Origin of the sequence: Carnobacterium viridans (genome assembly GCF_900102725.1) — a bacterium.
Taxonomy (GTDB): Bacteria; Bacillota; Bacilli; order Lactobacillales; family Carnobacteriaceae; genus Carnobacterium_B; species Carnobacterium_B viridans.
The window spans coordinates 627,351-653,742 of sequence record NZ_FNJW01000008.1 but is presented as its reverse complement, the minus strand read 5'-3'; the positions used below and the strand labels follow the sequence as shown (position 1 = coordinate 653,742).

At 35.1% G+C, this 26,392-nt stretch carries 21 protein-coding genes; 20 read left to right on the top strand and 1 reads right to left on the bottom strand.

The genetic code is table 11. From position 1 onward, the window contains the following. Positions 1 to 207 precede the first annotated feature (207 nt). The 9 genes from BLT48_RS04515 (at position 208) to BLT48_RS04475 (ending at position 10,927) form a co-directional block, all read left to right on the top strand. Positions 208 to 2,094 (top strand): nucleoside-diphosphate sugar epimerase/dehydratase, encoded by a 1,887-nt coding sequence (locus BLT48_RS04515; RefSeq protein WP_089975610.1) that lies wholly within the window; start codon positions 208 to 210, stop codon positions 2,092 to 2,094. Next, positions 2,063 to 2,710, top strand: coding sequence for a sugar transferase (locus BLT48_RS04510; RefSeq protein WP_089975608.1), 648 nt, complete (start codon positions 2,063 to 2,065; stop codon positions 2,708 to 2,710). Before BLT48_RS04515 ends, BLT48_RS04510 begins: the two co-directional genes overlap by 32 nt. 189 nt (positions 2,711 to 2,899) lie before the next feature. After that, entirely contained in the window at positions 2,900 to 4,057 is a 1,158-nt protein-coding gene (locus BLT48_RS04505; RefSeq protein ID WP_176944071.1) for a glycosyltransferase family 4 protein, read from the top strand. Between the two features lie 158 nt (positions 4,058 to 4,215). Then, positions 4,216 to 5,085 carry an NAD-dependent epimerase/dehydratase family protein gene (locus BLT48_RS04500; protein ID WP_089975603.1) on the top strand — a complete coding sequence of 290 codons (870 nt, stop codon included), beginning with the start codon at positions 4,216 to 4,218 and terminating at the stop codon, positions 5,083 to 5,085. 369 nt (positions 5,086 to 5,454) lie between these two features. Further along, positions 5,455 to 6,573 (top strand): glycosyltransferase family 1 protein, encoded by a 1,119-nt coding sequence (locus tag BLT48_RS04495; RefSeq protein WP_176944070.1) that lies wholly within the window; start codon positions 5,455 to 5,457, stop codon positions 6,571 to 6,573. A 59-nt stretch (positions 6,574 to 6,632) separates the two neighbouring features. Then, on the top strand, positions 6,633 to 7,724 hold the full coding sequence (locus BLT48_RS04490) for a glycosyltransferase (protein ID WP_089975597.1): 1,092 nt from the start codon (positions 6,633 to 6,635) through the stop codon (positions 7,722 to 7,724). A 1-nt stretch (position 7,725) separates the two neighbouring features. Then, positions 7,726 to 8,832 (top strand): EpsG family protein, encoded by a 1,107-nt coding sequence (locus BLT48_RS04485; RefSeq protein ID WP_176944069.1) that lies wholly within the window; start codon positions 7,726 to 7,728, stop codon positions 8,830 to 8,832. 42 nt (positions 8,833 to 8,874) lie between these two features. After that, positions 8,875 to 9,918: a glycosyltransferase family 2 protein gene (locus BLT48_RS04480; RefSeq protein ID WP_176944068.1), complete on the top strand. Its 1,044-nt coding sequence runs from the start codon at positions 8,875 to 8,877 to the stop codon at positions 9,916 to 9,918. Between the two features lie 34 nt (positions 9,919 to 9,952). Further along, positions 9,953 to 10,927 carry a glycosyltransferase family 2 protein gene (locus BLT48_RS04475; RefSeq protein WP_176944067.1) on the top strand — a complete coding sequence of 325 codons (975 nt, stop codon included), beginning with the start codon at positions 9,953 to 9,955 and terminating at the stop codon, positions 10,925 to 10,927. A gap of 156 nt (positions 10,928 to 11,083) precedes the next feature. Here BLT48_RS04475 and BLT48_RS04470 read toward each other — a convergent pair whose 3' ends face one another. Then, positions 11,084 to 13,573 (bottom strand): polysaccharide deacetylase family protein, encoded by a 2,490-nt coding sequence (locus BLT48_RS04470; RefSeq protein WP_089975586.1) that lies wholly within the window; start codon positions 13,571 to 13,573, stop codon positions 11,084 to 11,086. 1,930 nt (positions 13,574 to 15,503) lie between these two features. On the opposite strand from BLT48_RS04470, the gene BLT48_RS04455 reads away from it, so the two are divergent. From BLT48_RS04455 to BLT48_RS04405, 11 genes are all read left to right on the top strand, one after another. After that, positions 15,504 to 17,027, top strand: coding sequence for a lipopolysaccharide biosynthesis protein (locus BLT48_RS04455; protein ID WP_089975580.1), 1,524 nt, complete (start codon positions 15,504 to 15,506; stop codon positions 17,025 to 17,027). A 118-nt stretch (positions 17,028 to 17,145) separates the two neighbouring features. Further along, positions 17,146 to 18,054 (top strand): beta-1,6-N-acetylglucosaminyltransferase, encoded by a 909-nt coding sequence (locus tag BLT48_RS04450; RefSeq protein ID WP_089975577.1) that lies wholly within the window; start codon positions 17,146 to 17,148, stop codon positions 18,052 to 18,054. Between the two features lie 528 nt (positions 18,055 to 18,582). Further along, a complete protein-coding gene (locus BLT48_RS04445; RefSeq protein ID WP_089975575.1) occupies positions 18,583 to 18,765 on the top strand; it encodes a hypothetical protein in 183 nt (60 codons plus the stop codon). An 802-nt stretch (positions 18,766 to 19,567) separates the two neighbouring features. Further along, positions 19,568 to 20,128, top strand: a complete 561-nt coding sequence (locus BLT48_RS04440; RefSeq protein WP_089975573.1) for a class D sortase — start codon at positions 19,568 to 19,570, stop codon at positions 20,126 to 20,128. A gap of 142 nt (positions 20,129 to 20,270) precedes the next feature. Further along, positions 20,271 to 20,930, top strand: a complete 660-nt coding sequence (locus BLT48_RS04435) for a hypothetical protein (RefSeq protein ID WP_089975570.1) — start codon at positions 20,271 to 20,273, stop codon at positions 20,928 to 20,930. Positions 20,931 to 20,936: 6 nt separating this feature from the next. Further along, the gene (locus tag BLT48_RS14595; protein WP_500681060.1) at positions 20,937 to 21,536 is read left to right on the top strand and encodes a hypothetical protein; all 600 of its coding nucleotides are present in this window, start codon (positions 20,937 to 20,939) and stop codon (positions 21,534 to 21,536) included. 489 nt (positions 21,537 to 22,025) lie between these two features. Next, positions 22,026 to 23,432, top strand: a complete 1,407-nt coding sequence (locus BLT48_RS04425) for a reverse transcriptase/maturase family protein (protein WP_089975564.1) — start codon at positions 22,026 to 22,028, stop codon at positions 23,430 to 23,432. Positions 23,433 to 24,031: 599 nt separating this feature from the next. Further along, positions 24,032 to 24,292 carry an AbrB/MazE/SpoVT family DNA-binding domain-containing protein gene (locus BLT48_RS04420; protein ID WP_089975561.1) on the top strand — a complete coding sequence of 87 codons (261 nt, stop codon included), beginning with the start codon at positions 24,032 to 24,034 and terminating at the stop codon, positions 24,290 to 24,292. After that, positions 24,293 to 24,637 carry a type II toxin-antitoxin system PemK/MazF family toxin gene (locus BLT48_RS04415; protein ID WP_226776625.1) on the top strand — a complete coding sequence of 115 codons (345 nt, stop codon included), beginning with the start codon at positions 24,293 to 24,295 and terminating at the stop codon, positions 24,635 to 24,637. It begins immediately after the preceding gene. A gap of 191 nt (positions 24,638 to 24,828) precedes the next feature. Then, the gene (locus BLT48_RS14555) at positions 24,829 to 25,050 is read left to right on the top strand and encodes a transposase (protein ID WP_089975558.1); all 222 of its coding nucleotides are present in this window, start codon (positions 24,829 to 24,831) and stop codon (positions 25,048 to 25,050) included. Between the two features lie 404 nt (positions 25,051 to 25,454). Continuing rightward, positions 25,455 to 26,390, top strand: a complete 936-nt coding sequence (locus BLT48_RS04405; RefSeq protein WP_089975556.1) for a hypothetical protein — start codon at positions 25,455 to 25,457, stop codon at positions 26,388 to 26,390. Positions 26,391 to 26,392: the final 2 nt, after the last annotated feature.

Below are 26,392 nucleotides of genomic sequence, written 5' to 3'. Positions count from 1 at the left end.
TCGCTTTTGGCGCTCATGATACAGCTTCACGTTTTTTTATGTGGAAGAAGCTTAACAGTATTCAGGAAAAAATTGATAGAAAAAAAGGTAGAAGAATTTAAGCAAATGAGGAATGATATCATTAATGGCAAACTAATTCTTCTAAATACACCAAAAAAGATTAACAACTAAAATTTTAGAATTATTTTGAAGGAGTGAAGAAAAGTTATGAGTAGGAAAACCAAAAAAGGTATTTTGATTGGATTTGATAGTTTTTCAATACTAGCATCAGGATGGATAGCTTACTTTTTTTTAAATCCTTATATCGCACTTTCAATTCAATCTTTTATTACTACAATAGTATTGACTATAATACTCTACCTTGTCTTGGCAATTTATTTCAAATTATTTTCTAAGATCAATCGCTATACAAGCATACAAGAATCTTTAGCAATAGCCATCTATGTAACTTATGCATTCATTGCTTCTGCACTTATTTCTGTAGTTTTGTTAAAAACAGTAAGTTTTAGGTTCATCGTTTTAACTTATATCTTTTCACTGGCAAGTATAGCTGGAAGCAGAATTGTTTGGCGCATCTATAATGAGCATCAGTATAAAAAAAGGAATGGTCATTCTGCTGAACAACAAATCAAAACTCTTATTGTGGGCGCTGGTAATGGTGGGAGTATCTTTATCCGTAGTTTAAAACGCAATCCAAGTGATGTAACAATTGTTGGAATTGTTGATGATGATCCAGCTAAGTTGAAAACATGGATGTATGGCATACCTGTTATCGGAAATATAAATGATATACCTGAGTTAGCTAAAAAACATAAAATTCAGCAAATTACGATTACGATACCTTCATTGGAACCAAAAGAGTATGAAAGAATGTTAGACATTTGTAATCAAGCAGAAATCACTGTAAATCAAATGCCCTCAATAGAAGATGTACTGCAAGGCAAGTTATCGGTTAGTCAATTTAGAGAAATAGATGTAGTGGACTTACTAGGACGAGAAGAAGTTAAATTAGACATGCAACAAATTGCAACTAAATTAAGCGACAAAACTATTCTGGTCAGTGGTGCTGGAGGTTCAATTGGATCGGAAATTTGTCGTCAAATTGCTCAATTCTCTCCTAAATGCATCATTGTATTGGGACATGGAGAAAACTCTATCTATCAAATTAATAAGGAACTAAATAGAAAGTATAAGGATCAAATCGAAATTATTCCTGTAATAGCAGATGTTCAAGATCGTAAAAGGCTATTTGAGGTAATGAAAAAATACATACCAGATCGTGTCTACCATGCAGCAGCTCATAAACATGTCCCTATGATGGAATATAATCCAAGGGAAGCTGTTAAAAATAATATATTAGGCACAAAAAACATAGCTGAAGCAGCTAAAGAAGCCGGAGTTGGAAGTTTTGTAATGATTTCAACGGATAAAGCAGTTAATCCACCTAACGTTATGGGAGCAACAAAGCGCGTAGCTGAGATGATTATTACCAGTTTGAATGAGAAAGGGAAAACAAAATTTGCAGCTGTACGTTTTGGAAATGTCTTAGGAAGTCGTGGAAGTGTCATACCATTATTTAAAGAACAAATCAAAAATGGTGGTCCAGTAACGGTCACTGATTTTCGAATGACTCGTTATTTCATGACAATACCTGAAGCAAGCCGGCTAGTTATACAAGCTGGAGCTTTAGCACAAGGTGGCGAAATTTTCATCTTAGATATGGGCGAACCAGTTAAAATAGTTGATTTAGCCAAAAAAGTCATCAAATTAAGTGGTTATACAGAAAATGAAATACCTATTATTGAAACAGGTATTCGTCCTGGAGAAAAACTTTATGAAGAATTACTAGTAGATAGTGAGCAAACGGATCAGCAAGTATATGAAAAAATATTTGTTGGTAAAGTAACCGAAATATCATTAGCTCAAGTTATGGCATTTGTTTATACACTAGATGAGTGCACTAGTAAAGAACTGAAAGAGCGTTTGCTTGAATTTACAAACGAAAAATCAGAAAAAGAGGTTGACTATCCTATCCAAAATGAAAAAAAAGGAGCTCATGTTGATGTACCTAAAACTGTTCAAACGAGTTATTGATGTCATACTAGCGCTACTTGGATTAATCGTTTTATCTCCTATATTCTTACTCATCGTTATAGCAATTAAATTAAACTCAAAAGGTCCGATACTTTTTAAACAAAAAAGGGTAGGAAAGGATAAAGTATTGTTTAATATTTATAAATTTAGGACTATGAAGATAGATACTCCAAACGATGCACCAACACATTTATTGAAAAATCCTGATTCTTTTATTACAAAAATTGGCAAAGTATTAAGAAAAACCAGCCTAGATGAATTGCCTCAGTTGATTAATATTCTTAAAGGTGAAATGAGTGTCATTGGTCCAAGGCCTGCTTTATGGAATCAATATGATTTGATTAGAGAAAGAGATAAATATTATGCTAATAATATCTACCCTGGATTAACTGGATGGGCACAAATCAATGGACGAGATGAACTGCCTATAACTGAAAAAGCACTCTTGGATGGTGAATACGTAAAAAAAATGAGTGTTTTATTTGACGCTAAATGTTTTATTGGAACAATTAAAAGTGTAGTAAAAAAAGACGGGGTTATTGAAGGTGGAACTGGATCAATTAAGAAACTTAAGGCAATAGATAAGATTGAAAAATATGATAGCAGGCAAAAATAGTTATGTCGAAAATCAAATACCCGAATAGTTTGATAAAGAACCTGAAAAATATGAGGTTATAAAAGAATCAGTACAAGATAATAAATGGAAAGATGTAAATTTCCTTATTAAAGATAATCAACAAATTAAGGGTATAAGTATAAATATTAACAGGTAGAAATGTATGTTTATCGAAAGGAGTACAGGAAAATGAAAAAAGTACTCATATTAGCTTCAGTTGCTTCAATGATAGATCAATTTAATATACCTAATATATTATTGTTGCAAGAATTAGGAGCTGAAGTACATGTATTGACCAATTTTCAGAACGCAGGAACTATACCAAAAGAAAAAGCTGCTAATTTAAAGAAAAGATTAGCAGAGATGAAAGTTCAAGCTTTTGACGTGGGAATTAATAGAAGTCCGTTTAATAAAATGAATATTAAAGCATATAAAGAAATAAAAAAAATACTAGTAACTGAGCAATATGATTTAGTACACTGTCAATCCCCAATTGGAGGTGTTTTAGCTAGAATAGCGGCGAGGACATCTAGAAAAAAAGGAACTAAGATAGTATATACAGCTCATGGGTTTCATTTTTTTAAAGGGGCAACAATAAAAAATTGGCTTATATATTACCCCGTGGAATTTATCTTAGCAAGATATACCGATTGTTTAATAACTATGAACAAAGAAGATTACAATATAGCTCAGAAAAAATTTAAATGCAGAAAAATTAAATTAGTTAATGGAGTTGGAGTGGATTTAACTAAATTTGAAAAGCAAACTGATGAAAAGAAAAATATGTTGCGTAAAAGATATGGATTTGAACCTGAAGATTTTGTAATAATTTATACTGCTGAACTTAGTTATAGAAAAAATCAAGATATATTAATTGACATGATGGCTATGGAGAATATGAAAGATAAAAATATAATCTTATTACTAGTTGGTAAAGGTGAAGAAGAAAACGAGTATAGAAATAAAATTGAAAAGTTAGGCTTACAAAAAAAAATAAGGCTTTTAGGATATAGAGAAGATGTGAAAAATTTAATCATGATATCGGATATGGCTGTATCCTCTTCAAGGCAAGAGGGATTGCCAGTAAATATAATGGAAGATATGGCTACAGGAGTGCCATTAATAGTAAGCAACTGTAGAGGGAATATTGATTTAGTAGAAGATGGTGTAAATGGTTTTATTATTAACGACAATAAAGCTGAAAATTATACCAACAGAATATTACAAATTTATCAGAATCCTCAAATTAAATATAAATTTTCAAATGAGAATATAACTAAGATTCAGCATTATTCATTAGATGAAATTAATCAAGAAATGAAATTAATATACTCAGGCTTGTTGTAGAGTTATAGTACAGTGAATATGTGAAAAATGAGTATTCTATTTGATATCAAATGTTTCATGAGGACAGTCTCGAGTGTTTTGAAGCATAATGGAATTGCCGAAAGCTAAATCGGATCATTACAAGAAAAGGAAAAATCAAAAGGAGATGTTGTTAAATAATGAAAAAAATATTAATAACAGGTGCCAATAGTTATATTGGAACTTCTCTCGAAAAATGGGTTGCCCAATGGACAAATGAGTATCAGGTAGATACTATCGAAACCCGCAATGGCGAATGGCAAGGAAAAGATTTTTCGCTATATGATGTTGTATTTCATGTGGCTGGGATTGCACATGTGTCAACTGATCCAAAGATGGAAGACCTTTATTACCAAGTTAATAGAGATCTAACAATTGAGATTGCAAAGAAAGCCAAATCAGAAGGCGTTAAGCAGTTTATCTTTATGAGCAGTATTATTGTTTATGGAGATAGTACAAGCAGTAAACGAGTAATCACAAGAGATACAATTCCTACACCAAGTAATTTTTATGGGAATAGTAAGTTACAAGCAGAAGAAGGAATAAAACCTCTAGAAACAGAACATTTTAAAATTGTAATCATAAGACCGCCGATGATTTATGGAAAAGGCTCAAAGGGAAATTACCCACGCATAGCAGCATTAGCCAAGAGAACACCTATTTTTCCTGATATTGATAATGAACGGAGTATGCTTCATATTGATAATCTTTGTGAGTTTTTAAAGAGGATGATTGATTATGAAGAATCTGGAGTTTTCTTTCCACAAAATAAGGAATATGTGAAAACTAGTGAGATGGTTCGATTAATTGGAGCATCTCATGGAAGGAAAATTAGACTTATAAAACTATTTAATCCTATAATCAATTTAATGTTTGGTGTAGAAATTGTAAATAAAGTATTTGGTAATCTTATTTATGAACAGTCTATCAGTAACTATTATAGAGTTGATTATCAAATACGAACATTTAGAGAATCTATTGAAATGACGGAAAGTAAAAGTTTAAAATGACCAAAAAAATTTACTATAAGCATCGATTACTTCGATGATCAATCAATTCAAGGGCTGGAATATTGGAATCAATGGAATTCGAAGATGTCGACCGGTACTTTAAGAAGATGGGTGCCAATGGGGCTTGACCTTTCCGAAGATATTTGGCAATCTATTTAACTTATGTTTTTGCACCATAAGAGTCATCATTTGAAGAATGTGTTACTTTTGATTGAAAGTCTAAAGTGCGATGGTGCAGAAAAAGTTGCCATTCAAAAATAAGGTGAAACGAGAATCAGCAAGTATTCGAGAAAAAGGTTAATCGTCAAATAGACAGCATTTATGAAGAGACAAGTGAGTGAGCGAAAAAAAGGTAAAGGAGAATTGCAAATGGAACCGATACGTGTATTACATGTCATTGACGGTATGGGAAGCGGTGGTGCGGAAGCATTTATCATGAACTTATATAGGAACATCGATCGGACGAAGGTCCAATTCGATTTTTTGTTAAGAAATGCGGAAAATATGCATTTCGATGAGATTGAGTCATTGGGTGGCCATATTTTCATGACGGCTTCTTTTCCTCGCCATGCTTGGCAAAATTATAAAGATACGAAAGCTTTTTTCACAGAACATAACGGTTATGACATCATCCATGTCCATGGGAATGCGTTACTTTACATGAGTGGTTTGTTGCTGGCAAAAAAAACAGGCGTTCCATGCAGAATTATGCATAGCCACAATACGCAGGCGCGTAAACCTATCTTTCGCTTAATTCATGAAGGCAATAAGTTGTTCATCAACACGTTGGCTACAAACCAGATGGCTTGTTCAACAGTAGCTGGTAAGTGGATGTTCTATGGGAAAGATTGTAAGGTTGTCAACAATGGCATAGACGTGAAGGAATACCTCTATAATGAAATTGCTCGGAATGATATTCGAGAAGAATTTCAATTGGACGGGAAATTTGTTGTCGGACACGTTGGCAGATTTTTAAACTCCAAAAATCATTCGTTCCTTTTAGATATCTTCGTAGAGATACACAAACAAAATGAATCAGCGGTACTACTGCTGATTGGAATAGGTCCATTGGAGGAAGAAATTCGTAATAAAGTGCATCAACTAGGATTGGAGGCTGCTGTTATATTTAGTGGGATGCGCAGAGATGTGGAAAGAATGCTCCAAGCAATGGATATCTTCTTGTTCCCATCACTGTTTGAAGGTTTGGGCATTGTAGCCGTTGAAGCGCAAGCCGCAGGGCTGCACGCAATTGTTTCCGAAGCGGTTCCAAAAGAAGCTTTCTTGACAGAATTGATTGAGTCTATTCCGCTCAGCGCTCCAAAAGAGGAGTGGGCAAAGAAAGCGTTATTGTATCAACAAGGATATGACCGGCCAAACACGTTTGAAGAATTGCAGAATGCAGGTTATAATATTGAATCAGTAGCGAAAGAAATGGAACATTTTTACATCAGTAAAGTACAAGGCAATAAGAGTCTTGCTAACGTATGAAAATTAAGTGCATACACCGATAAGTAGTCATACGTTCAAGGGAAGGGGAGTATAACAAGATGATCAGAATCTTACATGTACTGAAAGAATTAGACGCTGGTGGAGTAGAGCGGATGCTTTCGAACTACTACACACACGTCAACCAAAAAGAATACCAATTTGACTTTATGGTTTTTTCCGACCACGAGGGGATGATTGAAAAGACTATCAAAAATTCCACCATCCATCATGTGACTGCAAAAGAGATTAATGTGAAGAGACATATCAAGGAAACTAACCAAGTCATCAAGGAAGGACATTACGATATTGTGCATACTCATATCGATAAAATGGCGCTCATTCCGTTGCTCAGCGCCAAATGGCATAAGGTTCCTGGTCGGTTTGCCCATTCTCATATGGCCATCAAGAAGGGTATGCAAGAAAAATTGACCTATCCAGTCATCAAATCTTTGTCGACAGATCTTTGCGCATGCGGCATCGACGCCGGGACTATCCGTTTTGGCGAAAAAGTTTATATAGAAAATAAAATAACGATTGTCAATAACGCCATCGAAATTCCAAAATTCATCTTCAAACAAGGTGTTCGAGAAAAAGTTCGTAACGAACTGCAATTGGCGGAAGACGAAACAGCTCTTTGTTGCGTAGCACGCTTCGATTACCAAAAAAACCATTCCTACTTACTTAAAGTTTTCAAGGAATATAAAGAGCTAAATCCACGTGCGAAGCTATTTCTTTTTGGCACCGGCGAACTAGAACAGGAAATTCAGTCACAAGTCAATGAATTAGACATCAAAGATGTTATCTTCATGGGAACACGTGATGACGTTCATGAAATCCTGCAAGGGATGGATATTTTCTTGCTGACTTCCTTCTATGAAGGTCTGCCTGTTGTTCTTGTAGAAGCACAGTGCACCGGTATCTCATGCTTCGTTTCCAACAAAATAACCAAGGAAATCAAGATAACAGACGATATCCATTATCTGGACATCGAACAAGATCCAGCTGATTGGGCGAAAATCATCTATGAAAAAACGGATCTTAAGAGAGATCGCTCTGGAGCCTACAAGCAGATTGAAGCGAGTGGCTATTCAATAGTAAAAGAGAGCAAGAAATTGGAAGCTCTCTACAGTAAATATGGGAGACGAGGGTAGTATGCTGAGTTCATTATTAATTTATGGGGGAACATTTTCCGTCTCCATTTTGTTTTCTTACTTATATAACCTAAGCAAGAGCCAGTCAAAAATCACGAAGTTCTTCTGGATGGTTCTTATCCTGTTGCCAGTCTGCTTGTTGGCAAGTTTACGGGGAGATGTCGGAACGGACACCCTGACTTATATCGGTATGTACGGTTGGCTTAAACATGTAGAGATATTCCCATATGCGTTGGAATATTTTTCCGGAAATTCCGATTTGTTTGAACCGGGCTATGTCTTCTTGAATTGGGTCAGTTTATTCATATATGATGACCCTAAGACGCTATTTTTCTTAAGTACATTCGTTCAGATGAGTTTTGTTTGGCTGGGTATACAGTCTATGGAAAAATATTTAAATCCAAACCTTTCCTTGTTTATCTATTACTTATTCCTTTTCAATACGTCTTTAAATTTAGTGCGTCAAAGCATCGCGGTAGCAATCGTGTTTTATGCCTTCCAATACATCGTCAACCATCAGTTTATGAAATATCTCGTCTTTGTGTTGCTTGCTTCTTTATTCCATGTGACAGCACTTCTTTTTATTGTGTTGTATGTGTTCAGTTTCTTCGCGCAAGATAGCAAGGGTATCCTAAAGGCCATATTTTATTTCTTCATTTTCTCTTCGCCGTTGGTGGTTTATGGCATCATCCAGTTGGCAACCAGTTCCGGGCTTATTTCAACACTGGGGCTTGAAGGTTATAATTTCAACTTTTCAAATTTCGGATGGGGGTTCCTCTTTTATACCTTGCCGGTCATTCTGCCATTAGGGGTTTTCAGCCAGGAAATGAACAATAAGATTCCGAACGGGGCATATGGATTCTTGTTCAATATTACTTTGTTGCAAATTCCATTTCGTTTCATCACCTATTTTTCGACTTATGCAGGTAGACTAGAGGACTATGCTTCTATTGTACAAGTAATTCTTGTGAGTATGCTAATCCATAACTCGGAAGAAGGCAACAAACAAGTGCTGACAGTCTACTTTGTATTATGGTACTTGCTATACCATGTCATCACGTTCGCATTAGGCAATACCAATGAAACGTATCCCTATGTATTAGGGTAAGAACATACGCACAAAATAGTCATAAGAAAAAGGAGGATATCCGTGAAACTGAGTGTCATAATACCAGTGTATAATGTTCAGGACTATATTCCAAAAACGCTGTTCTCTTTACTGAGACAGACGAATCAACAGTTTGAAATCATCATCGTGGATGATGGGTCGAAGGATGAGAGCTGTCGTATAGCTGAAAGCTTACTGGCGGATGCTTTTTTTCCGAAATATCAAATCATCAAAAAAGAAAATGGGGGCGTGAGTTCAGCCCGGAATGCTGGGTTAAAAGCTGCGGCAGGCACTTATGTCTTTTTTCTTGATGGGGATGACTATGTTGCTAGAGACTTTGTCGAACGCGTTTATGTAACGATCGAGAACCAATCACCGGATGTGGCATGCTGGGCCTATGACAAGGTAGATGCATCAGGACAGATCACCAACACTTATTTCAACGATTGGTCGAAAGAACTGAATCAAATGACAGGTGTCGGTGCGCTTGAAGAAATGCTGCTTCATGCAAGGTTATCGATTTGGAATGGAAGTGCCCTTTACAGGAAGACTTTGCTGGTCGATAATGACATCCAATATACAGAAGGATGCATCAACGGAGAGGATCAGGAGTTCACATTTAAGGCACTCTCGAAGTCTGGAAAAGTCGTGTTTATAAATCACGTTCTAAGTTATTACCTACAAAGAGATTCATCCATTTCTTTTTCTTATAATCCGAAACGAATGGATGTTGTGGGTGCATTGGAACGGAGCGCAACATATCTTCGCGATAACGAGACAGTTTCCGAAATAGTTATTAATGCGTTAACGCAGCGTAGTTTGTTGAAGGAATATGTCACAAATTTCTTCTCCTGCATTGAAGCCCTCAAAAAAAACCGTACCTATTCCACAAAGCAAGCTTATGTGGTCGTCATGACCGACATTCAAGAACGCTATCCAGGTCTACACAGTCGCGTGATGAATGCCTTTAAAAAGGCGTCAGGCTTGCGGCTATCAGAGAAGGTGAAATACCAGCTGTTCTTCTATTTACCAATACTGTATCTGAATATCATCACAAGAAAATATGAAAAGAAAGAGACGATATGATTCCTTCAAGGGTCATAAAGTTAGGAGGGAAAAAATGGTCGAGTTGATTAGTGTTATTGTACCTGTATATAAAGTGGAAAAATACCTGACCAGTTGCGTGACTTCCTTGATGGCCCAGTCTTATAGAAATCTTGAAATTATTCTGGTCGACGATGGGTCGCCAGATAGGTCCGGTGATTTATGTGATACCTTAGCTGCCCAAGATGAGCGAATCGTCGTAATCCACAAACCAAATGGCGGATTATCGGATGCGCGCAATGCCGGCATCGAAACTGCCAAAGGGGATTACTTGTTCTTCCTCGATAGCGACGACACCATACATGAAGAGACACTGGAAATCTTATGGAAGAACTTGAAGGAAAATCAAGTGGATATCTCCGTATGTAGTTATCTGGCTTATTTTGAGGGGGAAGACATCGATACGGTACTGCCTGAACAAAGTATTGAAAAAATGAGCAATATTGAGGCATTGTGGAAAATGTTTGATCCAGAATACAACGTACAAATGATCATTTGTACAAATAAACTTTACAAAAAAGCTTTGTGGGATACCATCCGTTTTCCAATCGGTAAGATCCAAGAAGATGAATTCACGACTTATAAGCTAATTTATAAGGCAAAAACCATCGTATACACGGATTTGAAGATGTATTATTATTTGCAACGGAGCGACAGCATTACGGGAACCGGGAAAATGAGCCGGAAAAATTTACAGGTGTTTGATGCTTTTTCTGAGCGCGCAACTTTTTTTGAAAAAGAAGGGTTGAAGGAGTTGTCGGCCCGGTCTAATCAGCAGTCCTTGAACCGCATGATCGTCACCTACCAAAAAGCTTCGGCTGCTCCCGATAACGACAAAACAATACTGCAGGCGTTGAAGAAAAAATTTGACGCTACATACTGCTCATACAAGACTAAATCACTCCTATCGACCAAAGATCGCGTGAAGAATGGTCTGTTCTCTATCAGCCCAACACTGTTCCGTGTCTTCCATAATCTCATAGCTAAATAAAAATCAAAGAAAGTCTCCCATCTCAGCTGAAATGGAAGACTTTCTTTTTTTGAAAAGGTTTGATTGAGCTGAGTACAAGTGGTGGTTTCATAACAAAAACACTAAGGAAGAAATCAAACACCTTCCCGGAGTGTTTACAGCACGAATTCGATGAGTTTATATCGTAACTTCATCTACCGATACTAATCCACTAAAGGCTAAGTCATTCGTTTCTACCGTGTAATCTCCTTCATAGGTAAGCAGTTGTTCGATAGTCTTGAATTCATAGCCTGATGCTTGGAAAAATGGGATTATATCCAACAAAGCAGCTGGCGTACCCGTTGCGATGTCACTGGCATGTAGCAAGTAGATGTTACCAGGATTAAGATCTTCAGTGATAAGGTAGGTAATTGCTTCTGATGAGATACCTGACCAGTCCCAAGGATCAACAGTCCAACCGATAGTGTAAGTGTATCCAAGTTCCCCAACCGTTTCTAAGGCGGAGTCATTGAGATACCCAGCAGGGAAACGGAAATAGGGTTTAGCGCTAATGCCAGTGGTTGTAACGATATACTCATCCATCAAAGTGATATCTTCAATGAGTTGTGCTTCTGTTTCTTCAGTTGCTATGCCATGGTAATACGTATGGTTTCCTAACTGATGACCTTCGGCAACAATTCTATTGAGCAAAGCTGGATCAGTGGAACCGTTCATAAAGAAGGTCGCTTTGACGTTGTATTGAAGCAAATTATTCAATATTTGTTCGAGATTGTTAGCGTCATTACCGTCATCAAAGGTTAAAGAAATGACTTTTTTATCCGTATTGACCTGATGGATTAGTTGGGATGGAGTTGTTGGAACAGGTTCTTCAGTATAAACACCTTTGTAAGCCAATAAACCCTCTAAAGTTGTGAAGGTATAGCCCAAACTTTGAGCCATGGTAACAATATCAAGCAGTGCTGCTGGTGTTCCAGTTGCTGTAGATCCGGCATCTAGTAAAATAATACCCCCAGGTGCAAGTTGGCTAGTGATGGATGAAGTAATCTCACTGGCTGAAATGCCTGACCAATCCCATGAATCAATAGACCAGCCAATAGTGTAGTCGTATCCTTGACTTCCAACTGTTTTTAGAACGGCTTCATTTGTGATACCACCTGGAGCACGGAAATAAGGTGAAGAAGTTACACCGCCGTTACTTTGAATAGCAGCTTCTGTCAGAGCGAGTTCAAAGATGAGTTGTTCTTCAGTCATTCCACTCACGTCAACACCAGTGCTAGCGTGGTTGCCGATGTCATGGCCAGCAGCGATAATTTTAGTAAGTGCCGATTGGCTAGTGGAACCATTGACGAAGAAAGTTGCTTTAATGCCCAATTTGGTTAAATTCTGCAAAATTGCGTCAATATGAGCATCATCGGAGACTCCGCTGATAGTTAAAGAGATAACTTTTTGGTTTGTGTTGACTTGGTTAATCGGATTAGACGGAGTTGTTGGAGCAGGTTCTTCAGTATAAACCCCTTCATAAGCAAGTAGATCTTCTAAAGTTGTGAATGTATAGCCTAAAATTTTAGCCCTAGTAATAATATCAAGCAGTGCTGCTGGTGTTCCAGTTGCTGTAGATCCGGCATCTAGTAAAATAATACTCCCAGGTGCAAGTTGGCTAGTGACAATTGAAGTGATTTCGCTGGCTGAAATGCCTGACCAATCCCATGGGTCAATAGACCATCCGATAGTGTAGTCGTATCCTTGACCTCCAACTGTTTTCAGAACCGCTTCATTTGTGATACCACCTGGAGCACGGAAATAAGGAGTGGAAGTCGCACCGCTACCTTGAGTGGCAGCTTCTGTCAGAGCGAGTTCAGAGATGAGTTGTTCTGCGGTCATTCCACTCACGTCAACACCAGTGCTAGCGTGGTTACCGATGTCATGGCCGGCGGCGATAATTTTAGTAAGTGCCGCTTGACTAGTGGAACCGTTGACGAAGAAAGTTGCTTTGACGCCCAATGTGGCTAGGTTCTGCAAGATTTCGTTAATATGGGCATCATTGGAGACTCCACTGATAGTCAAAGAAATAACTTTTTGATTTGTGTTGACTTGATTGATTAGTTGGGATGGAGTGGTGTGAGTGTCTATAGTTGTAGCAGGATCTGTTACAAGTTTTGTAGCTGCTTCTATGATATCAGCGGCTTGTGTAGGTGTAGCAGAAGGTGTGTCACTCGTTTGTTCCGGAATCACAGATGTATCAGCTGAATTATCAGAAGTAACCGTTTCAGAAGTGTCAGTATCAGAAGTAGCTGTTTCAGGAACAACCGTTTCAGAAGTGTCAGTATCAGAAGTAGCTGTTTCAGGAACAACCGTTTCAGGAGTGTCAGTATCAGAAGTAGCTGTTTCAGGAACAACCGTTTCAGGAGTGTTAGTATCAGAAGTAACTGTTTCAGGAACAACCGTTTCAGAAGTGTCAGTATCAGAAATAACTGTTTCAGGAACAACCGTTTCAGAAGCGTCAATATCAGAAGTAGCGGTTTGTTCTAAATCGGTGGATGCAGCTTCATCGGGTGGTGGTATAACCTCAGTAGAAGTAGGTAAGGTATCAGCGTTCACTGCCAGCGTATCACTGAAGAATGAAAAGTACATAAGTGCAGTGACGGCGAAAATAAAATTTTTTTTCATATTTAGTCCTCCTAAGTGCTTATATTGGAAAAATGTTTCATTATAGAACAGAAATGCCAATGTAAATGTATGAGAGACAGAGGGACATGAATCGAGGATGTTAACGATTATATTACATACTGCTTAGGTAGAGCCATTGGTAGAAAATTGGTTAATGTCCACAGTGGGGCTAAGTTTCAAAAATCGTCTCAATAGGAGCACCACTGATAGGTCAAAGAAACGACTTTTGATTCATGTTAACTTAGTTAATGGATTTTGGAGGGGACTCGGGTTACGTTTGCAAAAAAAGCGACGACTTCAGATTTTGGATTGGTCAAATTAGCTACAGCTGTAGCCGATTTTAGTATAATCTCTGTAAATTCTTTGGTAATCGGATTTTAAATGGGTATACAGGTGGATCTATTTTTGAGGGGTGTCTTTTGACTACACATATTGTTACATCGCTAGATTGATGATTTGTGGGGTGGCTGAGTGTCAGCCAAAGGGTGTGTTAAAATAGGCGTTGCTAGCGTCTGTAAAAAAAGTACGCTAGTTGAGGGTTTTAGAGTGTGTATTTGTTTACTTTTACTTTGAAGCTAGTGGTGGTATTAGGTCGGTTGGGTATAGACTTGAGGGTAAGACATTCGAAGTAGTGCTCGGTGAGAATATTTACGGAAAAATCGATTGTTGGCGTTATTTCTGGAGTGGTGAAGATAGTTGTAGTGAGGTCGGATGGTTGTTTTCTGGGGGGTGGATGTATCTACATCCCATGGTAAGGGGTATTATACACAACCTCAGTAGAAGTAGGTATGGAATCATCGTTCAATGCAATAATATTGCTGATGTTACTGCGATGATAGTGTTGAAGAAAGAAAAGTAATTTCATCCCTCCTAAAGTGTTTAAATTGAAAAAATATCTCTTTACGGAACAGAAATCCCAGTGCAAAGACATGAGTACAGTAAGTCATGGGTATAGTATGTGTACACCTCCATATCTGTTGTCTAAATTTTATAAAGATTAGGGCGTGTTTTAAAACAATTTCGTTGATAGAAAAATAGCCGTGATATAAACAAAGTCTAAGTAAGAGGTTGCGAGCTTATCGTATCGTGTTGTGACATGGCGGAAATGCTTTAACTTATTAAAGAAACACTCCACCAAATGGCGTTCCTTATACAATCACCAATCGATAGTCCAAGGTTCTTTCGAGTTTTTCTTGAGTGGAATGGTGTAGGTCCGCTTATGAGTATTCACATAAGTTCGTATAGCCAATAAACTATTATCCCGTCATAAACAAAAGCGGATATAAACCGTTTCCAATAGTCCATACCGTTCTTTAGGTGAAACCCACCATGCAGCACCGCTTCTAGCAATCCATTCATAACGTTCACTACTCATGATAATCACACCTATATTATTTTATTATATTGGAAACTAGATTGGTATTATTAATAATCAGTTTTCAAACACGCCCTAAACCCAACAAAAATAATTCTTCGGATTTTCAAAAATTAAATCCTAAAGTCATTGTAGCACTTCAAAGATGACATTAAAAGTATTATGAATGCTTATGCGGTAGTATTGGTTGAAATTCTAATTGGTTGGATAAATGAGGACTAAGAGATCGCCATTTTTTATAATTGTGACATAATTATGGTGTAACAATATTAAGTGAAATACTAATAGTTATTTTGAAAATGATATAGTACAATATAATAATAGAAGAAAGTCTTGGATTCAACAAATGAGATTTGACTCTAGCAAAAAAGCATTGCCCCCCCGTATCGTGCATCCTGAATGGAATCAAGAAAACATTAATGATCCAATGGGCTGTTTTCTTTAATTGAAAAAGGGAGACTCGTCCAATTGACGGTCAGCAGTTACGTTGACATACAAAGCGTTCCAGTTGTTAAAAAAATAAAAGAGATTTATTAATTTGAAAAGAGGATCATAGTGGATAAAAATAAGCAATTTGTTGTCAATATGAGTGCACAGATAGTTGGTTTCGGAGTAAATTTGGGAATCAGTTTTCTACTGACGCCATTCATCGTCCAAAATGTCGGTAGTGAAGCTTACGGATTTGTCGGCTTGGCGAATAACTTTGTTGGCTATGCACAAGTCATCACAGCCGCACTGAATTCGATGGCCGGTCGATTTATCACCATCAAGATTCACCAAAATGATACGGAGGGATCGAATCATTATTTCACTTCGGTTGTTATCACTAATCTCATTACGTCGCTCATATTGAGTATTCCATCGGTTTTAATCATTCTGAATCTGAATAAGATTGTCAACATATCTGATACAATTTTACTAGATGTTCAATGGCTTTGGGCCTTCATTTTCTTGAATTTTCTGGTCACCATCATCTCTTCTACATATAGTGTGGCTACTTTTGTACGGAACAAGCTGTATCTTTCTTCCATCCAAGGTATCATTTCTAACTTATTGCGGGTTGTGGTCTTGACTGTGGCTTTCGGCTTCTTTGCCCCCTCCGTTTGGTATGTGGGTGGAGCCGCACTTATAGCAACGCTTTATCTCTTTGTTTGGAACGTGCATTACACGAAAAAACTGTTGCCAGAGATAAAGGTTAAAAAGCAATATTTTGATGTATCCGTAATCAAGGTGCTTTTGTCATCAGGCATCTGGAATAGCTTCTCTAAAATGAGCTCGATTATGTCGACGGGACTGGATTTATTAATTACGAACCTCTATGTCAGCTCAGCGGCAATGGGAGTGTTGTCGGTGGCTAAAACGATGCCGTCAGCTATCTTGGCACTGTTTGGAACATTTGCAAGTGTTTTTGCGCCGCAATTGACAATCAGCTATGCAAAAAAAGACTATAAGGATATGAAAAACCAGTTGTGGGCATCCATCAAGTTCCTCGGGATGTTCGCTTGTATCCCGGTTGCGGCTCTGTTCGCATACGGGGAGATTTTCTATAAGCTTTGGGTACCGAGCCAGGATGCAAAATTGTTGTATACATTGACAATTCTGTCTTGCATTGAATTCATGTTTGTGCTCCCTTTGGAAGGACTATGGAATCTGTTCACGGCAACAAATAAAGTGAAACAGACATCTATCTATTTGTTCGCCAATTCATTTCTGACCATCATCATCGTATTGGTGGCGTTGCAATTCACAGATGACGATAATTTAAAATTATATATCATTGCGGGTACAAGCACAGCCTTCTCAGTAATTCGATCGTTGGTGTTTCTGCCGATTTATGGAGCTCATTGTCTAAATATCAAGTGGACAGCGTTCTACCCGGCCATACTGAAAAATACTCTGTCGGTCATCGTGACATCTATCTTTGCAGTGTTGCTACTAAATGTCCTAAATATAGACGGTTGGCTTATGCTGATTGTAGCAGTCACTTTGACAAGCGTATTCGCTTTGGCATATAACTTCATCGTATTATTGAACAAGAGAGAGCGACGCGCGTTTATGGATAAAATGATGCGAAGATAAAGGGTTCTACTCTGCTTTTTGTCTAAGGATCTTATGACTTCAATTATGAGACGTTCAAACTTGACGATTATACTTTTTCACACAAAAAAACATGTTTTTATATAGAGGAGATTTAATCATGACATTAAATAAACATGCTTATCTTATCATAGCCCACAATGAATTTGAATTACTAGAAAATCTAGTGGAAGTTTTAGATGATGAAAGAAATGATATTTATATTCATATTGATTTGAAATCAAAAATAGACGAGAACTTTAAAAAGAAATTTGTTGGATGTAAAAGTGCTGTTTATTTTATTGAGAGAACAACTATCAATTGGGGCGGTTTTTCCCAAATACAGTGTGAAATCAATTTGTTAAAAGCGGCAACAGAAAAAACTTATGCTTATTATCACCTTTTATCCGGCGTAGATTTTCCTCTTAAGAATCAAGATGAAATTCATGATTTTTTTGAGAAGAATATGGGAAAAGAGTTCATTCATTTTAATGAAAAAGACATTCAGAAGAATATTTTAGCTAGAGTGAAATTTTATTATCTTATTCAAGATAGTAGCTTCTTCACAAAAAACAAGATAACTGGAATGCTGAGAAATAAAACCAATCATTTTTTTAACAAGTTTCAAAAGTTAATGGGTATCGATAGAATGAGAAACAGCAACGTTACGTATATGAAAGGAGCTAATTGGTTCAGTATTACAAATGATTTTGCTGAATATACGGTGTCGCAGGAAAAGTGGATTTCAAAAATATTTAGAAATACGCTTTGTGGCGATGAATTTTTCCTCCAAACACTTTTATATAATAGTCAGTTTAAAGAAAACTTATATTCAAAAGAATTTAATGATAATTATTTATCTATTATGCGGTATATTGATTGGGAAAAAGGCAATCCGTATACTTGGAGAACAGAAGATTTTAATAGGTTGAAAAATTCTCCCTATCTATTTGCAAGAAAGTTCAGTTTGAAGATAGACAATGAACTAATTTATCATTTAAAAGAATCCATATTATGCACAAGAAAATAATATGGTTAGGGTGTTAAAATTCAAAATTTTAAAAAAGAACAATAAGGAAACTTTTTCTTTTATGCTGCTTTTCTTCTATTTTGATATGCTTTTACAACATGTTTAACGCTTATAGCCCCATTGCTGAAGTTGAACCACTATTTTAAGCGCTCTAAGTCCTTAATGGATATACAATCGACAAAATAGTTTCGTCTCAAGATAGAAGTAACCTCTTCGATTCCGTTTCAAAAATTTGACTACTGAACTAACAGCCCTTCTTTTATCTGTTTGGTTTGCTTTGTATGCTCCATAGTTTTTGGAGTAATCATTAGAACAGTGGTCTTCTTTTAAATATGTCATAATAAATTGAAAAATTATTTGTTTCTGAGAATGCTCGAGTATTATACATATGGTGTATGTAAGCTATTAAAGTATGTGCATCTTCTATGAACGAGTGCAACTTGTCATTGTATGGCATATTTTTATGGGAGTTTGACACCCTAACTATAGAACTACGGTAAACTATTTAATAGATTAGGGGGATGAAAAATGATTGATTTTCACTGTCATATTTTGTCTGGTGTTGATGATGGAGCAAAAAAGATATTTTATTTCTATGTGAAGGAAGCTTATCAAAAGCTTGGAAATGAATTTGGAAAAAAAGTTAATGAGTATCAGCAGTCTATTAAAGACTTAGTTAATAGACTGCTGATTGTTTCTCTAACACCATAAAAAGTGAAACAAACCAAATTTTTATTTTTTTTAGTTTGACTTTTTTGAAATAAATTGTCAAGTTGAAAGTCATAGAAAGAATTCTCCACCAAAAAATTACTATGAAAGTATCAAGATCAGAGTATAAAAGAGTTGCGTCTTCTACCATACCTCATGAAAGAAGGTATATCTGAATATAGTGTTTTACAGTTGTTGCTAAAAAAAATGTAGATATTATTTCAAATGATACTGGCAACGAATATTTACCCTCCCTGATATATTTTTAATCACTAATTTACAAGAAACACACTAAAAAGTCACAGACTGAGTAGCAGTTTGTTCTTTTTATTTGTTTAGAGCGTTTTTTTATATGTGGCTGCTTTTCTGTCATGAAAAAGAAAACATTAATATTTTCTTAAGATTTTATCAGACAATTCTAGACAAATGTTCTATACTTATAAAGTGCTGAAAATTTACTGAAAAATTAATTGGAAACAATATTGCATTTTAACGCTGATAAAGATGATAACGAGTTAACTGGTAATGTATGATGAAAATACTCACACAAGTATAATATATCTTTATGACTGAACTCAAGGTGATAAGCAGTTTTTGTCATAGTTCTACATATTTAATAGCGCGTTGCACAAAAAGGAATAAATTAGGTTTGCCCTCGGTTGTGCTACTGTAAACCGAGGGCAAACCTAATTTATTAAGAGTCTGCTATATTACTAGCTATGGAAGTGATTTTGTAGCTAAAAAGTCAAAATTGGTGTAAATAAAGCATAAATGGATACTTTAAGAGGAATTTTTTTGACAATACATGAATGTTAGAAAAGGAGATTTTATGAAAAAAAAGAGAGATGAAAAAATAAAAAAACATCGTTCTAAAAAAACATTTCTGGTTGTATTTCCAATCGGTATGTTTGTGCTAGGGTTTGTATTAATTTCACTAGCATTTTTTGATACCTTAAAACATGCTTATTACATATCACAGTTATTTATAACTCAAGATGTAGTTGTAGACGCTGCAGACATCTCTGGTGAATCTTCACTCGATGGATCGGGAGAGGGCAATACTTTTCCTAAATATGGCGATAAATATGCAGAACTTAAAATTGACTCGGCGGGAATTGTATCCCCAATCTATGTTGGAGACAGCGAAGAAATTTTATTGCAAGGAACAGGGCAGTATTATGGATCTGTTTTTCCGGGAGAAAAAGGCAATACCGTTTTAGTTGGGCATCGAAATTCTGTTTTTAAAACGCTTGGACAAGCTAAAATTGGCGATGAAATTAGAATGGAAACCACTTATGGTGACTATGTATATGAAATCATTGAAACTAAAATTACAACTGGTACAGATCAATCTATTCTTGCATAAACTGATGAATCGATATTAACAGTTTATACTTGTTATCCTTTTGATTATATTGGTCATAGCCCGGATAGGTATTCTGTAATTGCAAAACTAGTGGAGGGTACACCACTATCCGAAGTTGATTTTTAAAAAGGAGCGATAATAATTGAAGAAAGTAAAAAAAGCATTAAGAATGGTGTTAAGTTTTTTATTGATGTTTGGAGTTATCTTTTGTATCGCTTCTATATTTATTCGTTTTGTTTTACTAAATGGAAATTATATTGGAGATAAGCTTGAAGATCGAGACTATTATTCACAATTAACGGAAAACTTAAATACTAAATATGCAACACTTAGTTTAGAGTCTTCTATACCAGATGAAGTTTTTATGTCAGCTGTTCTTGAAGATTATGAGGTACAGAAGTTAACAAGAGAAAATGTGAATTTAATGGTCGACTATATGACTTACGAAACAGACAAGTCTGCGGTCATAATGGATAAAACAATCTTTTTAGAGCCAGTAACTACATATGTAGAAACTTATGCAAATGAAAATAATATTCCTTTTGATGAAGAGTTTCAAGCAAGAACGACTGCAGTGGTCGAATCAGCAACTGAAATCACAGAAAATAGAGTTACGCTATTCAATTTGAAAAATGTAGTGGACATTCCACAATTTCAATTAGTCAGAAAAGTTGTCAATATCGCTTATAATAGTATTGTTCCTATACTAATTGTATTAGTGATGATAATCGGTTTATTGGCGCTTCTTTACCGCCGCAGAAGATACAGAGTCTTATTTTGGATTGGAAGTAGCAGAGTTTGAAAAAAAATTGATGAATTAGTATACCGTATCTATGGACAACCTATACATTTCCAAGAGCCTTTAGGTGAAATCCCAGAGTTTAAACCTAGAGTACCTTCTAAAAATACATCTGAAAAACAAAATAAAGATATATCAAATAACTTTACTTCTGAAGTAGATTTATTTGATATAGACTTACCAAATTTAAAACGTATAACAGATCAAGATATTGATAGTTTTCTAAAAGGAAGTTTTAAAGAAATTACAAATTTATTCAATTCATTATTTAATCAAATAAAAGCTACTAATGTTGAATTTGATTACGATAAAGTTGATTTTAGTAATTATGAAACAATTTTCAAATTATATGTTAAGGGTATGAATGTGAATACGATTAAAATATGGTATGGCAGTATGTTTGGTGGCAGTACAATTAATTTAGCTTATGGTAATCATATGAGTATCTCAGCAAACTCAGCAAACGAGATAATAATGCATCATATTGATGAGAAGAAGCAATTAAGACTAAAGATGACTATGAATATGTACGGGAATAATACGGCGATGTCTCCCAAAGAGATTGTTCAGGAGATATGGAAGAACAATATTTCGCATACAATTAAATAAAATTCTGAAAAATTGTTTATAAAGACTAACTAAAACTGTAGCATAAGTAGAAATGATGCTTATAGCAATTTAACTCAAGTAACATCAAAAAAATGAGGGAGGAGGGAAAGTTGAAGTTTATCGGAAAAATTAAAAAGATGTTCTGCATAAAAATTGTGGTATAATAACAGTGTCTATCAATTAAGTTGGTAGTAAATTTAGTTTGAAGACTTCCACAAGGACGGAACGTACGTTTGACGCCATGCTAATGGCATGTATTGTTTCTACCACGCTATATGTGAACAGAATGACCTGTACAGCAGTTTCCATCATGTTGTTCTCCTTTCTGTGACTTATTGAGGCTTCTACTATAATATAACATAGTTGTAAATACGTGGCCTGTTTTCATGTTTAATAGCCAATAATTGTAAGCAGTATGGCTGTTGTCAGAAAGGGAGCTTTTAGTAGCCATGGCTAATCCTAATTCTGACTAACTTAAGGAGAAAAGTTATGCATAAACTTAATCAAGAGCATTATCCAATAAAAGGCTATTTTCATTTTGATTATCCTATACATATTTCTAAGGTGGAGAGCTATGTTCAAAATCGCAATGCGATTGCTGAACATAGCTTTTTTCCATTAATTTCATACAATCAGGAAATGGAAAAACACACAACGGATTTAGAAAAGTATACTGATGGACGTCCATTTTATAAAAAGCCTAGACCAATAAAATATGCTGGACATTTGGATGGATATATTTATAAATATTATGCTAATGAATTAAATCTCATTTATAACAAATGGGTAGGAGAACATAAAATAGATGACTGTTCAGTTGCTTATCGAACTAATAAAAAAGGAAAATCTAATATTGATTTTGCTGCTGAGGTTATAGATTTTCTACACAAGACAAATGAAGCATATGTTTTGGTTGGAGACTTTAAAAGTTATTTTGAATCATTAAATCATCAATTATTGAAAGAAAGAATATGCAAAGTACTTGCGTGTGATCGTCTAAGCGATGACTGGTTCAATGTTTTTAATTCCGTTACAAAGTTTGGATATATAGAAAAAAAGACTGTGGAAGAATTCTTTGGCGAAGAAGACAATCTCAGACAAAAAAACTATAAGTCTTTTACATCGAAAAATAATTCAGTATCAGATTTTCGTAAGATGTATAAAATTCAATCTAATAAAACTGGAAAAGGGGTTCCACAAGGAGTTCCTATTAGTGCAGTAATGGCAAATATTTACGCTATAGAGTTTGACGAATCTATTAATCATTTAGTGACCATACTTGGAGGACTTTATCGCCGATACTCAGATGATTTTATTCTTGTGATTCCTAAAGTTGTTGGAGAAAAAGAAGATACATTCAAACAATTCCAGGGCTTAATAAAAAAAATTTATCAGTATGCAGAGAAAAATGAATTGGAAATTGCCACTGAGAAAACGCATATTTACAAAAGAGAAGATAATAAGATATATGAACTAGATGAAATAGATTCGTATAAAGAAAGTCGTATAGATTATCTTGGGTTTGTCTATGATGGAATAAATGTAAGCATTCGACAAAGAAGTATTGAAAGATTTTACCGTAAAATGAAGAAATTCATTAACGGTATGGAATATAAGCTGAAACTGAATAATAGAAAAAATAAAATTCCAAAGATGGTAAAAATCCCCCATAGAGACCTTATTTACAGTCTTTTTACAGATAAGGGCTTTAAGGAAGAGCATGGTATAAAAAGAACTAATTTTATAGAGTATGTAAAGCGTTCTCAATACAAATTTGATGAAATATCTCCAGAGACTAACAACATAATGCTAGATCAAATAAAAAATCGGAAAAAGAAAATTGAAAAGTTGCTAGGAATGAGAACTTACATACGTTTATCGGAAAAAATAGAATAAATGAAATGCGAGAAATATATTGATTTGAACGTATAGAGATATAGCTGTCTAGTAATCCCTCGAAAATTACTAGTTTCACAAGTATTAACTATTACAGAATTATAAATATCTTATGACTTGAATCATTCATGTTCCCTTTAAAGAAAGTATAATAAATGAAAATACTTAGGATAATCGGCAATTCAAAAATAACGGGCTCATGTATGTTGCAAACTCTGATCGAAATGACTGGAGACTTATGCGGATAAAGACTTTTGAGTGCCATATGAATATAAAGAGACAGCCATATGGTAGGAAAAACAACTTTGCGTACCGTATGTGATAAATATAAATAACGATATGGTACGCAACTCCCTTTTGAGGACCAGATGAACCAAAAATTTCTATCCATATGGTACGTAAATCAAATTAATGCTGTTAAACATTTCTGCTGTTGGCTAAATGTTCCGATTTGCGAGTAACAAGCAAAAGAACGTTTTTGATTTGTGAACACCCAATATAGTGAGAGTTACACGGTTCATTAAATAGGAATGAAATAATTGACAGCAAGTATATACAAGTATACACTTTAGTTAAGAAGATACGAAAGGGGTGTAGTAATGTTCATAAAAGAAATTCAGTTGAAAAAGTGGGGAAACTCTCAAGGCATCAGGATAGGAAAAGAGGAATTAAGAGAATTAGGTTACACAGATGAAGAGATTGTTTTCACCATGACGGTAGATAAAGGACAAATCATTTTAACTCCCAAAAAGAAGTATCCTGATACTCTTGAAGAACTATTTGCTGATTATGACGGAAGCCCATTAGATTCTGAAGATAAATTTGACTGGGGAGAGTCAGTAGGAAGGGAGCTACTCTAGTTGGCCACGAAGAAAATAGGTTATCAAGAGCTAGAACAAGGCGATATTATTTTTGTCAGTCTTAATCCTACAAAAGGACATGAACAAAGAGGGCACCGTCCATGCATTGTATTAACAAAAAAGATGAGTTATTTAAATTATATGTATGGGGTAGCACCTATAACTTCTACATCCAAAAGATTTCCACTTCATATTCCCTTGCCTGAACATTTAACGACTAAAGGTGAAGTTTTACTCGAACACCATCGTATGATTGATCTGGAGACAAGGGAATTTAGTTTTGTGGAAAAAGCACCACAAGAATTAATGGAAGAGTGTTCTGCGAAGATAAAGTTATTGTACTAGAAAACCAGCAATTTCATTTGCATCGATGTTATAAAAGATTTTATATTATTTCGTTTGTCTAACTTGATGTGACAAACGAAATATAAAGACTGATACAAAGTAGGGCTTAATGAGGTTGAGAAATATGTCATAGAAAATGAAGAAACCCCTATTGAGCGAGAGCAGGAAATAAATTATATGTATCTGGGGATATCTATTGTGAGGAACATGAAGCCTATGATGCAAAAAAGTTTCTCACTTTTCTGAAGCACTTATTAGTGCGTTATCCCGGAAAGATTGTTCTTGTTCTCAATAATGCACGAATCCATCACTCTAAGTTAATTCAACCTTTTATCGAAGAAAATAAACCTCAAATTGAACTCCTGTTTCTTCTGCTATACCGTCTAAATCTGAATCTGATTGAAGGTTTGTAGAAATTGCTTAAAGAGAAAGTCATTGATAATGTCTTTTACAATAAAATGTTCGAAATTCGTAAAAACTTCCATATCGTTCTGATAGAAATAGCTAAAAATTCAATAGTTATCATTAATCGACTGTGTGTTCGATTGTAAATTAGCGAAACTTAATTCTCTATATATATATTTAAAGTTATTAAATTTTTTTCATTTTTATTATACGTTGTATTTATAAAAATACATAAGTATGTTAAAATGAAAGCGCATAAAAGTAAGTGGATGAGCATTTAGAACGCATTTAACTGTATTGTTTTTTCTTTAGAACTTATATAAGTTGAAAAATTATATTTTAAAATAATTATGCAAAACTCTACAGATATCTAAAAGTACTAAAAGAATGTTAATAAACTGGAGGCTAATAAATGACAATTGAATCTGCATTATACGAAATTGAGAGTAGTGGAGAAATAAAAGAAATAACGCCTTACGAATTAATGAATTATACTGAAAATGAAAAAATTATTATTAAAGAAAGCTTATACTGTCCAACCCCCGAATGTGGATGCTCAATCACTTTTGCTGAACCTAGAGAAACTGTAGAATTTCAACCACTATTTAAAACTTTTAAAAATAAAAATCATATACAAACATGTACTCACTTTTTTTTAAGAAGACCAGATGGTTCTAAATATTATCCAAATCAACAAATCAATGGTAGTCAAACTAGAAATAGTAATTCAAAATCAAATAGTAGCATATTGAAAAGCTTATTTGGAGCTCCAAGTGATCCGCCTCTTAGAAGACCTACAACACCTACCAATAGAGAGAGGAGACGTTCTGTGGTCAATATAGATAATGGCCAACAAAGACCAACCACATTGGATAATGTAGATGATAGTTCTTCTAGCTTTGGAAGGTCAGGTACACTAAAAATCAGGAAAAAAGAAATACATAATTTAACATACGGAGATATAGGTAAGCAAAGACGATCTATAGCAAAATTAGTTTCAATTGAATTAAATGAAAATCAATTCCCAGTATTACATGTAATAGATCCTCGAGAAAATAATAAAGATGTAAAAATTAATCTCCCAGATTCATTTTTTTCAACGACTTCTAACGATTCTAATCAAATTCGCGATTTTATTAGATCTATAAAACTATATATGGAAGATAAAGTTGACGTAGATATCTATATTATTTCTATTATGGATATTGTTTCTGTAACAGATAATTCAGTAAGGTTATCAATTTTAAAATCAGAATTTCCTGAATTTACTACGAATATATTAGGAGTTCATTTACGTAAATATTATATTGCTGGTTTTGTCAGTCTAATAGCTACAGGTGTAATATAGAA